11 protein-coding genes are annotated in these 12,776 nt (G+C 52.8%); 6 read left to right on the plus strand and 5 right to left on the minus strand.

Annotated features, from left to right (window positions below; translation table 11 throughout):
* Genes pqiA through rlmKL form a run of 3 tightly spaced genes read right to left on the minus strand, consistent with a single transcriptional unit; the run spans window position 1 to window position 5,298 of the window.
* Window positions 1–1,254, minus strand: a complete 1,254-nt coding sequence (gene pqiA / locus OGY06_RS06310) for a membrane integrity-associated transporter subunit PqiA (RefSeq protein WP_003831981.1) — start codon at window positions 1,252–1,254, stop codon at window positions 1–3.
* A gap of 15 nt (window positions 1,255–1,269) precedes the next feature.
* Window positions 1,270–3,177, minus strand: a complete 1,908-nt coding sequence (locus OGY06_RS06315; RefSeq protein ID WP_003831978.1) for an ABC transporter ATP-binding protein — start codon at window positions 3,175–3,177, stop codon at window positions 1,270–1,272.
* 12 nt (window positions 3,178–3,189) lie between these two features.
* The gene (gene rlmKL, locus OGY06_RS06320) at window positions 3,190–5,298 is read right to left on the minus strand and encodes a bifunctional 23S rRNA (guanine(2069)-N(7))-methyltransferase RlmK/23S rRNA (guanine(2445)-N(2))-methyltransferase RlmL (RefSeq protein WP_286604964.1); all 2,109 of its coding nucleotides are present in this window, start codon (window positions 5,296–5,298) and stop codon (window positions 3,190–3,192) included.
* A gap of 98 nt (window positions 5,299–5,396) precedes the next feature.
* On the opposite strand from rlmKL, the gene OGY06_RS06325 reads away from it, so the two are divergent.
* Window positions 5,397–6,503 (plus strand): YcbX family protein, encoded by a 1,107-nt coding sequence (locus OGY06_RS06325; protein ID WP_286604966.1) that lies wholly within the window; start codon window positions 5,397–5,399, stop codon window positions 6,501–6,503.
* Here the strand turns inward: OGY06_RS06325 and zapC are convergent.
* Both zapC and pyrD read right to left on the minus strand, forming a co-directional pair.
* Window positions 6,500–7,042, minus strand: coding sequence for a cell division protein ZapC (gene zapC / locus OGY06_RS06330; protein ID WP_003035852.1), 543 nt, complete (start codon window positions 7,040–7,042; stop codon window positions 6,500–6,502). The two genes, OGY06_RS06325 and zapC, sit on opposite strands and share 4 nt — an antisense overlap.
* A 165-nt stretch (window positions 7,043–7,207) precedes the next feature.
* Complete coding sequence (pyrD, locus tag OGY06_RS06335; RefSeq protein WP_003831973.1) at window positions 7,208–8,218, minus strand: quinone-dependent dihydroorotate dehydrogenase; 1,011 nt, start codon at window positions 8,216–8,218, stop codon at window positions 7,208–7,210.
* 243 nt (window positions 8,219–8,461) lie between these two features.
* On the opposite strand from pyrD, the gene ssuE reads away from it, so the two are divergent.
* From ssuE to ssuB, 5 genes are read left to right on the plus strand one after another with little or no spacing between them, the layout of a single operon-like run.
* A complete protein-coding gene (gene ssuE / locus OGY06_RS06340; protein WP_003831971.1) occupies window positions 8,462–9,037 on the plus strand; it encodes an NADPH-dependent FMN reductase in 576 nt (191 codons plus the stop codon).
* Window positions 9,030–10,004 carry a sulfonate ABC transporter substrate-binding protein gene (locus OGY06_RS06345; RefSeq protein WP_286604968.1) on the plus strand — a complete coding sequence of 325 codons (975 nt, stop codon included), beginning with the start codon at window positions 9,030–9,032 and terminating at the stop codon, window positions 10,002–10,004. Before ssuE ends, OGY06_RS06345 begins: the two co-directional genes overlap by 8 nt.
* Window positions 10,001–11,146 carry an FMNH2-dependent alkanesulfonate monooxygenase gene (gene ssuD / locus OGY06_RS06350; protein ID WP_191221634.1) on the plus strand — a complete coding sequence of 382 codons (1,146 nt, stop codon included), beginning with the start codon at window positions 10,001–10,003 and terminating at the stop codon, window positions 11,144–11,146. The genes OGY06_RS06345 and ssuD overlap by 4 nt, the downstream gene beginning before the upstream one ends.
* 10 nt (window positions 11,147–11,156) lie before the next feature.
* Window positions 11,157–11,948 (plus strand): aliphatic sulfonate ABC transporter permease SsuC, encoded by a 792-nt coding sequence (gene ssuC / locus OGY06_RS06355; protein ID WP_149335623.1) that lies wholly within the window; start codon window positions 11,157–11,159, stop codon window positions 11,946–11,948.
* Entirely contained in the window at window positions 11,945–12,712 is a 768-nt protein-coding gene (gene ssuB / locus OGY06_RS06360) for an aliphatic sulfonates ABC transporter ATP-binding protein (protein WP_063940611.1), read from the plus strand. Before ssuC ends, ssuB begins: the two co-directional genes overlap by 4 nt.
* Window positions 12,713–12,776 lie beyond the last annotated feature (64 nt).

The following is a 12,776-nucleotide window of genomic DNA, read 5'->3' on the forward strand; positions in this document are numbered from 1 at the left end:
TCAGGACTCCTCATGGCCTGGTTCTGGTTCACGGTCCCACGACAGACGCGGATCAAATGTCATCGCAGAAAACATTGTCATAATGACGACTAAAGCAAACATCAAAGCACCCATTGCAGGATAAATGTTCATTAACCCTCCCATGCGCACCAGCGCAGAGAGTACCGCAATCACAAAGACGTCGATCATTGACCAGCGACCGACAAATTCCACAACTTCATAAATCAGGTGCATACGTTCGCTGTCGCGTTTGCCGTGCCCTTTGGCATCCCAGCATAGCCAGGCAATGGCGATCATTTTCAACGTCGGCACCATAATACTGGCGATAAAAATAACCGCAGCCACCGGATAAGAGCCTTCGCTCCAGATTAAAACCACCCCCTCAAGTATCGTTGATGGCAGCTTTGACCCGAGCAGATCGGTAATCATAATCGGCAAAATATTGGCAGGAAGATAAAGCATGATTGACGTAAACAGTAATGCCAACGTCCATTGCAGACTGTTTTTACGCCGCACATAGCCTTTCGTCTGGCAGCGCGGGCACACCCGTTCATTAGCGGGAAGTATCGCAGTGCAGCAAGAGCAGGAACGCAGTCCCTGTCGAATGCCGGGCACACCAGGTTTTAACTCCTGCTTAATCACTGGCATTGGCGCAATATCATCCCACAGCCAGCGACGGTCAACGCACTGGAATGCGCGCAGTTGCAAAACGCAAAAGAAGCACCACGGAATAAAGCTGCTGCCCACGCCGATATCGCCGTAAGCCATGAGCTTAACGAAGCTGACCAGCACGCCGGCGAGGAAGATTTCCGCCATCCCCCAGCTTTTTAACTGGAACAGGACGCGTGCAAGACCCGCCTTAAGTCTTGCGGGCATCTGCACCCGATTCACCAGCAGCAGGATAGTCAGCAGGCAAAACGCGGGGACCAACTGCACGAATAATAAAAAGAAGGTGCCGAGACTGGCGTAGTCTTCAGAAAAGAGAACGCTGGGGATCTCCAGCAACGTGACTTCGCTGCTCACCCCTGCAACGTTCATATTCACAAAGGGGAAGAGGTTTGACAGAAGCAGCATGAATAATGCTGCTAAAACATAGGCGGTAGGACGCTGCCGCGGCGCGTCCCACTCCACCGTTAACGTAGTGCCACATCGTGGACATGCCGCTTTCTGACCATGCTCAAGGCGAGGTAACGCCACCAGCATGTCACACTGCGAGCACAAAATATGCTTCGCGGCATGGTGATGTTCGCACATATGTGCTCCTTTAAATTATGCGCCGTTCTTCAAAGACTCAAGATACTCCCAGCGCTCAAAGGCTTGCTCAAGTTCTTGTTCCGCTTCGTTCAGACTAGCTAATACCTGTTGTGTTTGCTCATGTGGCTGACTGAAAAAAGCGGCGTCAGCAACCTGCGCTTGTAGCCTTTCCAGTTTAGCTTCCAGTTCTTCAAGCTGCGCGGGGAGTTGCTCGAGTTCGCGCTGCAGTTTATAGCTTAGTTTGCTCGTGCCACGTTTGACAATTTCTGCTTTAGGAGCAACGGCTTCCTCTGTTTTTTTCGTGACCGGTTGTTTAAACGCCACATACTGAGATTGCTGGCTGCGCGCATCATGATAACCACCGACATAACGACCAATTTTACCGCCGCCTTCGAAGATCCAGCATTCAGTTACAGTATTATCCACAAACTGACGGTCGTGGCTTACCAGCAGTACAGTCCCCTGATAGCTATCAATTAGTTCTTCAAGCAGTTCCAGCGTTTCGACGTCAAGATCGTTCGTTGGTTCATCGAGAATCAAAAGATTGCTGGGTTTCAGAAAAAGACGCGCCAACAGCAGGCGATTTCGTTCCCCACCAGAAAGCGCACGCACTGGCGTCATCGCGCGTTTCGGATGGAACAGGAAATCCTGCAGATAACCCAGCACATGGCGAGGTTTACCGTTAACCATCACCTCTTGCTTACCTTCAGCCAGGTTGTCCATCACGGTTTTATCTGGATCCAGTTCGGCGCGGTGCTGATCGAAATAGGCCACTTCCAGCTTGGTGCCGACGTGAATGCGTCCACTGTCAGCCTGAAGCTGGCCTAACATCAACTTCAGCAGCGTTGTTTTGCCGCAGCCGTTCGGTCCGATTAGCGCAATTTTGTCGCTACGTTGTACCTGTGCGGAGAAATCTTTTACCAGCTGCTTTCCATCAACCTGGTAATCCACGTTCTCCATTTCGAAAACAATCTTGCCTGAACGGCTCGCCTCTTCGACCTGCATCTTCGCCGTACCCATCACTTCGCGGCGTTCGCCACGCTCGCGACGCATGGCTTTCAGTGCGCGCACGCGGCCTTCGTTGCGGGTACGGCGCGCTTTGATCCCCTGACGGATCCAGACCTCTTCCTGCGCCAGCTTGCGGTCAAACTCTGCATTTTGTAACTCTTCTACGCGCAGCGCTTCTTCTTTCTCCAGCAGATACTGATCGTAATTCCCCGGATAAGTCACCAGCTTGCCACGATCGAGGTCGACGATACGTGTCGCCATATTGCGTATAAATGAACGGTCATGGGAAATGAAGATGATTGTCCCATTGAAGGATTTCAGGAACCCTTCCAGCCAGTCGATGGTTTCAATATCCAGGTGGTTCGTTGGTTCATCCAGAAGCAGTACACGCGGATTACTCACTAACGCGCGGCCCAGCGCCGCTTTACGCAGCCAACCGCCTGAAAGCGAAGAAAGTGCGGCGTTTGGATCCAGCCCCAACTGCTCCAGCACTTCATTAATACGGCTTTCGAGCTGCCACAGATTGTGATGATCGAGCATTTCCTGAACCCGCGCCATCTCATTCAGATTTCTGTCGCTCGGATCAGTCATCACCAGACGCGAAATATCGTGATAACGCTTGAGATACTCGGCCTGCTCTTCGATACCCTCGGCAACGAAATCATACACGCTGCCCTCAACATTACGCGGCGGATCCTGTTGCAGACGCGCCACAACCAGATCCTGCTCATAAATGATACGCCCGTCGTCAAGCCCCTGCTCACGGTTCAGGATCTTCATCAGCGTCGATTTACCTGCGCCGTTACGGCCAACCAGACAGACGCGTTCGTTATCTTCGATATGCAGTTCTGCATTATCAAGAAGCGGCGCATCGCTGAACGACAGCCATGCACCATGCATACTGATCAATGACATTTATTTATCCTTTCAGGCTGCGGTAATCAGCCAGCAATTGTGGATCTGACGGTTACGGGCAAAATCCTGGGAAAGCGTTTTTTGGGTAATTTCTTGTGCTTTCAATTCCAGTTCAGCCAAACCGTCGAGATCCATACGGAACCCACGTTTGTTGTTGGAGAACATGATCGTGCCGTCTTTACGCAACAGACGTTTCAGATCTTTCATCAGCGCCAGATGATCGCGCTGCACATCAAACGAATCTTCCATACGTTTTGAGTTAGAGAACGTCGGCGGATCGATGAAAATCAGATCAAACTGTTCATTCGCATCACGCAGCCAGCCCAGGCAATCGGCCTGAATTAAACGGTGAGCGCGACCGCTCAGGCCGTTCAGACGCAAGTTGCGTTCCGCCCATTCCAGGTAGGTACGCGACATATCAACCGTCGTGGTGCTACGCGCACCACCCAGTCCGGCATGTACGCTGGCGCTGCCGGTGTAGGAGAACAGGTTAAGGAAATCCTTACCTTTACTCATCTGTCCCAGCATGCGGCGCGCAATACGATGATCGAGGAATAAGCCCGTATCAAGATAGTCTGTCAGGTTAACCCACAGGCGCGCGTTGTACTCGCTTACCTCAATGAATTCACCCTTCTCATTCATCTTCTGATACTGATTTTTCCCTTTCTGACGTTCACGGGTTTTCAGCACCAGTTTATTTGGCGCGATTTCCAGTACCGACAGCGTTGCGGCAATGATGTCGAACAGGCGTTGACGCGCTTTTTGCGCATCAACTGTCTTCGGTGGGGCATATTCCTGAACCACGACCCACTCACCGTAACGGTCCACTGCAACGTTGTATTCCGGCAGGTCAGCGTCATACAGGCGATAACATTCAATGCCTTCCTGACGCGCCCATTTTTCCAGCTTTTTAATATTCTTGCGCAGGCGGTTGGCATAATCTTCTGCTACCGTGGCAGGCTTGCTGTCCGCGGTGGTCTCTGCAACGTGATAGTTCTTCTGGACACAATCCAGCGGGCCGTTTTTCGCTTTGAACTGCTTGTCGGCACGTAATTGCAAACTGCTGAGCAGATCCGGAGAAGCGCTGAACAGCGACAAATTCCAGCCGCCAAACTGGTTTTTCATCGTACGGCCCAGCAGGCTGTGCAGGGCAATCAGCGCCGGTTCGCTATCCAGACGTTCGCCGTATGGCGGGTTACTGATAACCGTCCCGTACGGTCCTTTTGGCAGCGGATTACTCAATTTGGCGACATCTTTCACATCAAACGTCATCAGATCGGCAATCCCGGCGCGGCGAGCGTTACTACGCGCTTTTTCAATCACGCGCGCATCGCTGTCAGAGCCGTAGAAATGCGAGGTATAGTCAGCCAGTCCCTTACGCGCACGCACCTGCGCTTCGGCTTTAACTTCTTGCCAGACAGCTTCGTCGTGCTGCGCCCAACCGCTGAAGCCCCAGTACCCACGGTGCAGGCCCGGCGCACGATCGGTTGCCCACATCGCCGCTTCAATCAGCAGCGTGCCGGAACCACACATCGGATCGAGTAACGGGGTTCCCGGCTGCCAGCCAGAACGCATAACAATTGCCGCGGCCAGCGTCTCTTTAATCGGTGCCTGACCCGCGCGATCGCGATAGCCACGCTGATGCAAACCGTCACCGCTCAGATCGAGCGCAATGCTGGCAGTATCTTTGTTCAACCAGACGTTGATGCGCAGATCCGGAGATTCACGATCCACATTCGGACGCGGCATATTTTTGCGGGTAAAGGCATCGACAATCGCATCCTTGACCTTCAGCGCGCCGTACTGGCTGTTACGAATGGTCTCGTTCAGTCCGCTAAAATGGACGGCAAACGTAGCACCAGGGTTAAATATCTCTGTCCAGTCGATTGCCTGAACGCCGAGGTACAGATCAAGATCGCTGTAGACCTTGCACTCTCCCATCGGCAGGATAATGCGCGAGGCCAGGCGGCTCCACATCAGGCTCTGGTAAACAAGCCGCGTGTCGCCCTTAAAATGGACCCCACCCTGAACGACCTGACACTCCAGCGCGCCGAGGTTTTCCAGTTCAGTTTTTAACAGCTCTTCCAGCCCGCGGGCCGTACTGGCAAACAGAGAATTCATAATGTCACTTTTACTCCGAGAAAATTGCTGCGCATTATAGCTAATATGGGCTGTATGTCATAAAGTTGAAGGCTTATTTTCATTCGAGGGGCTGTACAGTGGTCACGTTAACCCGACTTTTTATTCATCCGGTTAAATCAATGCGCGGCATTGGGCTTACGCATGCCCTGGCAGATATTAGCGGTCTCGCCTTTGATCGCATATTTATGATCACTGAACCTGACGGAACATTCATAACCGCCCGCCAGTTCCCACAAATGGTCCGTTTTACGCCTTCCCCATTCCACGATGGGCTGCATCTTACGGCGCCAGACGGCAGCAGTGCGCTCGTACGATTTGCCGATTTCGCTCCTCAGGATGCACCAACAGAAGTATGGGGAAACCATTTTACCGCGCGTGTTGCGCCAGCGGCTATCAACCAGTGGCTTAGCGGCTTTTTCTCCCGTGAAATGCAGTTACGCTGGGTCGGCCCGCAGCTGACGCGCCGTGTAAAACGCCATGTTGATGTTCCTTTATCCTTCGCTGATGGTTATCCCTATCTGCTGGCCAACGAAGCATCCCTGCGCGATCTGCAACAGCGCTGTCCGGCAAGCGTCAAAATGGAACAGTTTCGCCCCAATATAGTGGTTTCGGGAGCTGGTGCCTGGGAAGAAGATACCTGGAAAGTGATTCGTATTGGCGACGTCATTTTTGATGTAGCAAAACCCTGTAGCCGCTGTATTTTCACGACAGTTAGCCTGGAAAAAGGCCAGAAACATCCATCCGGTGAACCGCTTGCCACATTGCAAACCTTCCGTACTGCGGTAGATAACGGCGATGTCGATTTCGGTCAGAATCTTATCGCGCGTAACAGTGGCGTTATTCGCGTCGGCGATGAGGTAGAAATTTTGGCAACCGGCCCCGCCAGAGCGTACGGCGCGGCTGAATCAGACGAAACTACACCCGAACAACAACCTGATGCCACGGTGCTTATTGACTGGCAGGGACAGACCTTTCGCGGAAATAATCAGCAGGTATTGCTTGAGCAGTTGGAGAACCTGGGTATCCGGGTTCCCTATTCATGCCGGGCAGGCATTTGCGGATGCTGTCGAATTCGACTGGTAGAAGGCGAAGTTAGCCCGTTGAAGAAATCAGCGATGGGGGACGACGGAACGATTCTGTGCTGTAGCTGTGTTCCCAAAACGGCAATCAGGCTGGAGAGCTAAACCGCCTGCTCAAGGCTGAAACTGTCAACAACGGCCTGCGGTTTCAGTCTGTCATTCATTATTTTAATCGCATCGCCAAGCTGCATCGTACGCCCGGCGATAACCACGCCAGGTTGCGCAAGCAGGCAAAGCGCGGCGTTTTCACCCGGCTCAACCACTAACAGGTTTACCTGTTCATCGGTATCGCTTAAATCAACACAGGCTGCGTCACCCACGACCGGCGACCAGTTAATACCGTGTGCGACAAAGTGCCAGCTTTTTGGCATTTGCGGTTTGAGATAACGAATCGCCACCAGCGCATTAAGCACCAGTTCCGCTTTTTGTTCTTTGGCTAAATCCAGGTAGCGACATTTTTCTTCAAAGGAAAAATAAAGCGCGGCGTCATCAACACAAAAACCAGACGGAGAAAATGCATCAGGAGTGAGCATTTTACGAGCAAAACGCGAACGGAATAACATGCCATTGGCTAAATCGAGCATCATACGATCGTGCTCTTCATCATAATACCAGCGCCAGTTATCGTCGGGTTTAATTCGCATCAGTTTCTCTCCTTTCCTTAATCATCACCGTTACGACAGTATCCTTTTGCCGCTTCGTTTATTGCCCTAATAATAAAAGCTCAGAATGTTTAAATAAGCAACAGTAAAGGAATATAAAACAACCAGGGCTAGAAATAAAGCCCTGGTTTGTGATTAAGGTAGCATTCAGATATTGCTGACGATTTCTTTTATCAACGGCGGACCTTTAAAAATAAAGCCCGAATAAATCTGTACGAGGGTTGCACCAGCAGCTATTTTCTCACGTGCAGCAATCACCGAGTCGATACCACCAACGCCAATAATCGGCAGCTGACCTTTTAATTCCTGAGACAACTGGCGAATAATTTCTGTACTTTTTAATTGTAACGGTCGACCGCTCAGACCACCCATTTGATCGCAATTTTTCATTCCCTGAACAAGAGAACGATCGAGGGTGGTGTTAGTCGCAATTACGCCATCAATATTATGACGAACTAAACTATCGGCGACCTGGATCAGTTCTTCCACAGAAAGATCCGGCGCGATCTTTACCGCCACCGGAACATATTTATGGTGGATCGCTTGCAGATCGTTTTGCTTATTTTTAATTGCCGTCAGGAGATCGTCCAGCGCTTCGCCGTATTGCAGCGTACGTAATCCCGGCGTATTCGGTGAAGAGATATTAATCGCGATATAACCAGCATAAGCATAGACTTTTTCCATACAAATCAGATAGTCATCTTTGCCGTTCTCTACTGGGGTATCTTTGTTCTTACCAATATTAATACCCAGAATACCGTCAAAATGCGATTTTTTAACGTTCTCAACCAGGTTATCAACCCCGTGGTTATTAAACCCCATGCGGTTGATCAGACCTTCTGCATCGACCAGACGGAACAGACGCGGTTTATCGTTACCCGGCTGAGGGCGTGGCGTCACGGTACCAATCTCAATGGAACCAAATCCCATCGCGCCGAGCGCATCAATGCACTCCCCGTCTTTATCCAGTCCGGCAGCAAGTCCGAGCGGATTTTTAAACGTCAACCCCATACAGGTAACCGGTTTTGCCGGTACTTTCTGGCGCACAAGCGCTTCAAGCGGTGTGCCGGTAATGCGACGTAATTGCTGGAATGTCAATTCATGAGCGCGCTCTGGATCGAGCTGAAAAAGGGCTTTACGAACGAAGGGGTAGTACATGAACTCTCCTGGATTCCCGGTGTGCAAACCGGGGGCGTATTATGTGCTATCGCGAGCAAAAAGGGAATTGACCTGCGGCAATAAATAGCAATCGTTTTCCTTGCCTCTGCCTTTTTATTCAATTTCCAACTTTTCTATGCCGTATAAATCATTTCGATAAACAAAATCTCTCTGCCAGACTGCTCAAATTGTTATCGATGTTAACCAAAAGCAAACAATTAGTTATAAGGGGAGAATGAAATTATGCGCGTCATCACTCTGGCGGGGAGCCCTCGCTTTCCCTCTCGATCCAGTGCGTTACTGGAATATGCCCGAGAAAAACTTCACGGTCAGGATGTCGAAGTCTTTCACTGGAACCTACACAATTTTTCCCCGGAAGACCTGATCTATGCTCGTTTCGACAGTCCAGCGCTGAACACATTTATCGAACAATTGCAGGATGCAGACGGGCTGATTGTCGCAACACCAGTCTATAAAGCCGCTTACTCTGGCGCCCTGAAAACCCTGCTCGATCTACTCCCCGAGCGGGCGCTGGAAGGGAAAGTGGTTTTGCCGCTGGCGACCGGCGGCAGCGTGGCGCATTTACTTGCCGTCGATTACGCGCTGAAACCGGTACTGAGCGCATTAAAGGCCCAGGAGATCCTGCACGGTGTGTTTGCTGATGATTCACAGGTAATTGATTATCAACATAAACCTCAGTTTACGCCCAACCTTCAGCAGCGTCTGGACAGTGCGCTCGATACCTTCTGGCTGGCGTTGCATCGTCGCGATGTCCAACTTCCTCAACTGAACACCCTGCGAGGTGCCGCTCATGCTTGATTTTCTCAGGCGTCACACGTCATGGCTGGCACTGACCGGGTTGTTGTCGCTGTCAACTCTGGGGCATGCCGCAGAATCGGCCCCCGATGCTCTGCGTATTGGTTACCAGAAAGGAAGCGTCAGTATGGTGCTGGCCAAAAGCCATCAGCTACTCGAGAAACGCTATCCGCAGACTAAAATCTCGTGGGTCGAATTCCCGGCTGGACCGCAAATGCTGGAAGCGCTCAATATCGGCAGTATCGATCTCGGCAGTACCGGTGACATTCCGCCGATTTTCGCCCAGGCAGCCGGGGCCGATCTGGTTTACGTGGGCGTCGAGCCGCTCAAACCGAAAGCCGAAGTGATTCTGGTGCCAAAAAATAGCCCGATCCAGAGCGTCGCGCAGCTTAAAGGACATAAAGTCGCCTTCCAGAAAGGCTCCAGCGCTCACAATTTACTGCTCCGGGCGCTGCAACAGGCCGGACTGAAATTTACCGATATTCAACCGACGTATCTGACTCCCGCCGATGCGCGAGCGGCCTTTCAGCAAGGGAACGTTGATGCGTGGGCTATCTGGGATCCCTATTATTCCGCCGCGTTACTGCAAGGTGATGTACGCGTACTGAAGGACGGCTCAGACCTCAAGCAAACCGGTTCGTTTTATCTCGCCGCCCGTCCTTATGCCGAGAAAAATAGCGCTTTTGTACTTGGCGTACTGGATACCTTTAGCCAGGCCGATGCGTTAACGCTCAACCAGCGCCAGCAAAGCATTACCCTGCTGGCCAAAACCATGGGGCTGCCCGAACCGGTGATTGCGTCTTATCTGGATCACCGTCCGCCAACCACCATTGTGCCAGTCAACGCCTCCGTTGCTGCCCTGCAACAACAAACCGCCGATCTGTTTTATGACAACCGTTTGGTGCCGAAAAAAATCGATATTCGCCAGCGTATCTGGCAACCCACTCAGCAGGCAGGAGAAAAATTATGAGTCTGAATATGTTCTGGTTTTTACCCACCCACGGTGACGGTCATTATCTTGGAACGGAAGAAGGTTCGCGCCCGGTCGATCACAGTTATCTGCAACTAATCGCGCAAACGGCCGATCGTCTTGGATTTACCGGCGTCCTGATCCCAACCGGTCGCTCTTGCGAAGATGCCTGGCTGGTCGCCGCTTCGATGATCCCGGTCACCCAGAGATTAAAGTTTCTGGTCGCGCTGCGCCCAAGCGTCACCTCGCCAACGGTTGCCGCACGTCAGGCTGCGACGCTCGACAGACTCTCAAATGGCCGGGCGTTATTTAACCTGGTGACCGGCAGCGATCCACAGGAGCTGGCAGGTGACGGCGTGTTCCTCGATCACACAGAACGATATGAAGCCTCTGCTGAATTTACTCAGGTCTGGCGGCGCTTGCTGCAAGGTGAAACGGTGGATTTCAACGGCAAACATATTCATGTCCGCGGCGCGAAGCTGCTTTTCCCTCCCGTACAACAACCCCGGCCACCGCTTTATTTCGGCGGCTCGTCTGATGTCGCACAAGACCTTGCTGCCGAGCAGGTTGATCTCTATCTGACCTGGGGCGAGCCGCCGGAACAGGTGAAAGCGAAGATTGAACAGGTGCGGGCCAAAGCAGCGGCGCTCGGGCGCAAGATCCGCTTTGGTATTCGTCTGCATGTGATCGTACGGGAGACAACCCACGAGGCGTGGCAGGCAGCGGATCGTCTGATAGCCCACCTGGATGACGACACCATTGCCAAAGCCCAGGACGCCTTCTCAAGAACGGATTCGGTTGGTCAGCAGCGAATGGCTGCACTGCACAATGGTAAACGCGACAAATTGGAAATTAGTCCGAACCTGTGGGCAGGCGTTGGACTGGTACGCGGTGGCGCGGGTACCGCGCTGGTCGGAGATGGTCCGACTGTCGCGGCGCGTATCAACGAGTATGCCGCGCTGGGAATCGACAGCTTTGTGTTGTCCGGATACCCACATTTGGAAGAGGCATACAAGGTTGGCGAGCTGCTGTTTCCGCATCTGGATGTTGCTATACCGGAAATTCCGCAGCCGCAACACCTGCAACAACAAGGCGAAGCGGTGGCAAACGAATTTATCCCGCGCAAAGTCGCGCAAAGCTAAGGAGCTGCAAATGGCAACGCCGAAAAACAGGTGGTTATTACGCCTCGCGCCCTGGTTTTTACCGGTAGGTCTGGTGGCGCTCTGGCAGCTCGCATCATCAATGGGCTGGCTGTCCACCCGCATCCTGCCCTCACCGGAGGGCGTTGTCGAAGCCTTCTGGACGCTTTCCGCCAGTGGCGAGCTTTGGCAGCATCTGGCCATCAGTTCCTGGCGCGCGTTGATCGGATTCTCCATCGGTGGATCGATTGGCCTGACACTGGGACTTATCAGCGGTCTTTCGCGTTGGGGAGAACGCCTGCTTGATACCTCGGTGCAGATGCTGCGTAACGTACCGCATCTGGCGCTGATCCCGTTGGTGATTTTGTGGTTCGGCATTGATGAATCCGCCAAGATCTTTCTCGTGGCGTTGGGCACGCTGTTCCCAATTTACATCAACACCTGGCATGGGATCCGTAGTATCGATCGTGCGCTGGTAGAAATGGCGCGCAGCTATGGATTATCCGGCTTTTCACTGTTTGTTCATGTGATCCTCCCCGGCGCCCTGCCCTCGATTATGGTCGGCGTGCGTTTTGCTCTCGGGCTGATGTGGCTGACGCTGATTGTGGCGGAAACCATTTCTGCCAATGCCGGTATTGGTTACCTGGCGATGAACGCCCGCGAATTTCTGCAAACCGATGTGGTCGTGGTGGCCATTATTCTCTACGCCCTGCTCGGCAAACTTGCCGACGTCAGCGCCCAACTGCTGGAGCGAGTCTGGCTACGCTGGCATCCGGCTTATCATGTAAAGGAGGCTACCGTATGAATACCGCTCGCCTGAACCAGGGTACACCGCTGTTGCTGAGCGCCGTGACAAAACAATACGCCGTCAATACAGTGCTCAATCAATTAGATTTGCATATTCCGGCCGGACAGTTTGTTGCCGTGGTTGGCCGCAGCGGCGGTGGTAAAAGTACGTTGCTGCGTCTGCTGGCAGGGCTGGAATCGCCGACCTCAGGCGCATTACTTGCCGGAACCACCCCACTGGCGGAAATTCAGGATGATACGCGTATGATGTTCCAGGATGCGCGTCTGCTGCCATGGAAGACGGTTATCGATAATGTGGGCCTGGGTCTGAAAGGTCAGTGGCGCGATGCGGCCCGAGATGCGCTGGCCGCCGTTGGGCTGGAGAGTCGTGCTCACGAATGGCCGGCTGCGCTATCCGGTGGACAAAAACAGCGTGTAGCCCTGGCACGGGCATTAATTCATCGCCCCGGTTTGCTGCTGCTGGATGAACCCCTCGGCGCTCTGGATGCCCTAACCCGCCTTGAAATGCAGGATCTGATCGTCTCTTTATGGCAAGAGCACGGCTTTACCGTACTGCTGGTCACTCATGACGTCAGTGAAGCGGTGGCAATGGCCGATCGCGTGTTGCTGATTGAGGACGGAAAAATCGGACTGGATCTTACGGTGGATATTCAGCGCCCCCGCCGTTTGGGATCGGGACGGTTAGCCGATCTGGAAGCGGAAGTGTTGAACCGGGTTATGCAGCGTGGCGACAATGAAGTTCAGTTACGCAAGCAGGGTTAAAAATGCCGGATGGCGCTACCGCTTATCCGGCCTACGCGTGAATGGTAGGCCGGACCCATCCGGC

It is taken from the genome of Citrobacter sp. Cpo147 (assembly GCF_030332405.1).
GTDB lineage: Bacteria > Pseudomonadota > Gammaproteobacteria > Enterobacterales > Enterobacteriaceae > Citrobacter > Citrobacter portucalensis.

What these genes read in the sequence shown, in the direction of transcription:
- pqiA (WP_003831981.1), bottom strand. Translation starts at nt 1,254, where the DNA reads ATGTGCGAACATCACCATGCCGCGAAGCATATTTTGTGCTCGCAGTGT.
- OGY06_RS06315 (WP_003831978.1), bottom strand. Translation starts at nt 3,177, where the DNA reads ATGTCATTGATCAGTATGCATGGTGCATGGCTGTCGTTCAGCGATGCG.
- rlmKL (WP_286604964.1), bottom strand. Translation starts at nt 5,298, where the DNA reads ATGAATTCTCTGTTTGCCAGTACGGCCCGCGGGCTGGAAGAGCTGTTA.
- zapC (WP_003035852.1), bottom strand. Translation starts at nt 7,042, where the DNA reads ATGCGAATTAAACCCGACGATAACTGGCGCTGGTATTATGATGAAGAG.
- pyrD (WP_003831973.1), bottom strand. Translation starts at nt 8,218, where the DNA reads ATGTACTACCCCTTCGTTCGTAAAGCCCTTTTTCAGCTCGATCCAGAG.
- ssuE (WP_003831971.1), top strand. Translation starts at nt 8,462, where the DNA reads ATGCGCGTCATCACTCTGGCGGGGAGCCCTCGCTTTCCCTCTCGATCC.
- OGY06_RS06345 (WP_286604968.1), top strand. Translation starts at nt 9,030, where the DNA reads ATGCTTGATTTTCTCAGGCGTCACACGTCATGGCTGGCACTGACCGGG.
- ssuD (WP_191221634.1), top strand. Translation starts at nt 10,001, where the DNA reads ATGAGTCTGAATATGTTCTGGTTTTTACCCACCCACGGTGACGGTCAT.
- ssuC (WP_149335623.1), top strand. Translation starts at nt 11,157, where the DNA reads ATGGCAACGCCGAAAAACAGGTGGTTATTACGCCTCGCGCCCTGGTTT.
- ssuB (WP_063940611.1), top strand. Translation starts at nt 11,945, where the DNA reads ATGAATACCGCTCGCCTGAACCAGGGTACACCGCTGTTGCTGAGCGCC.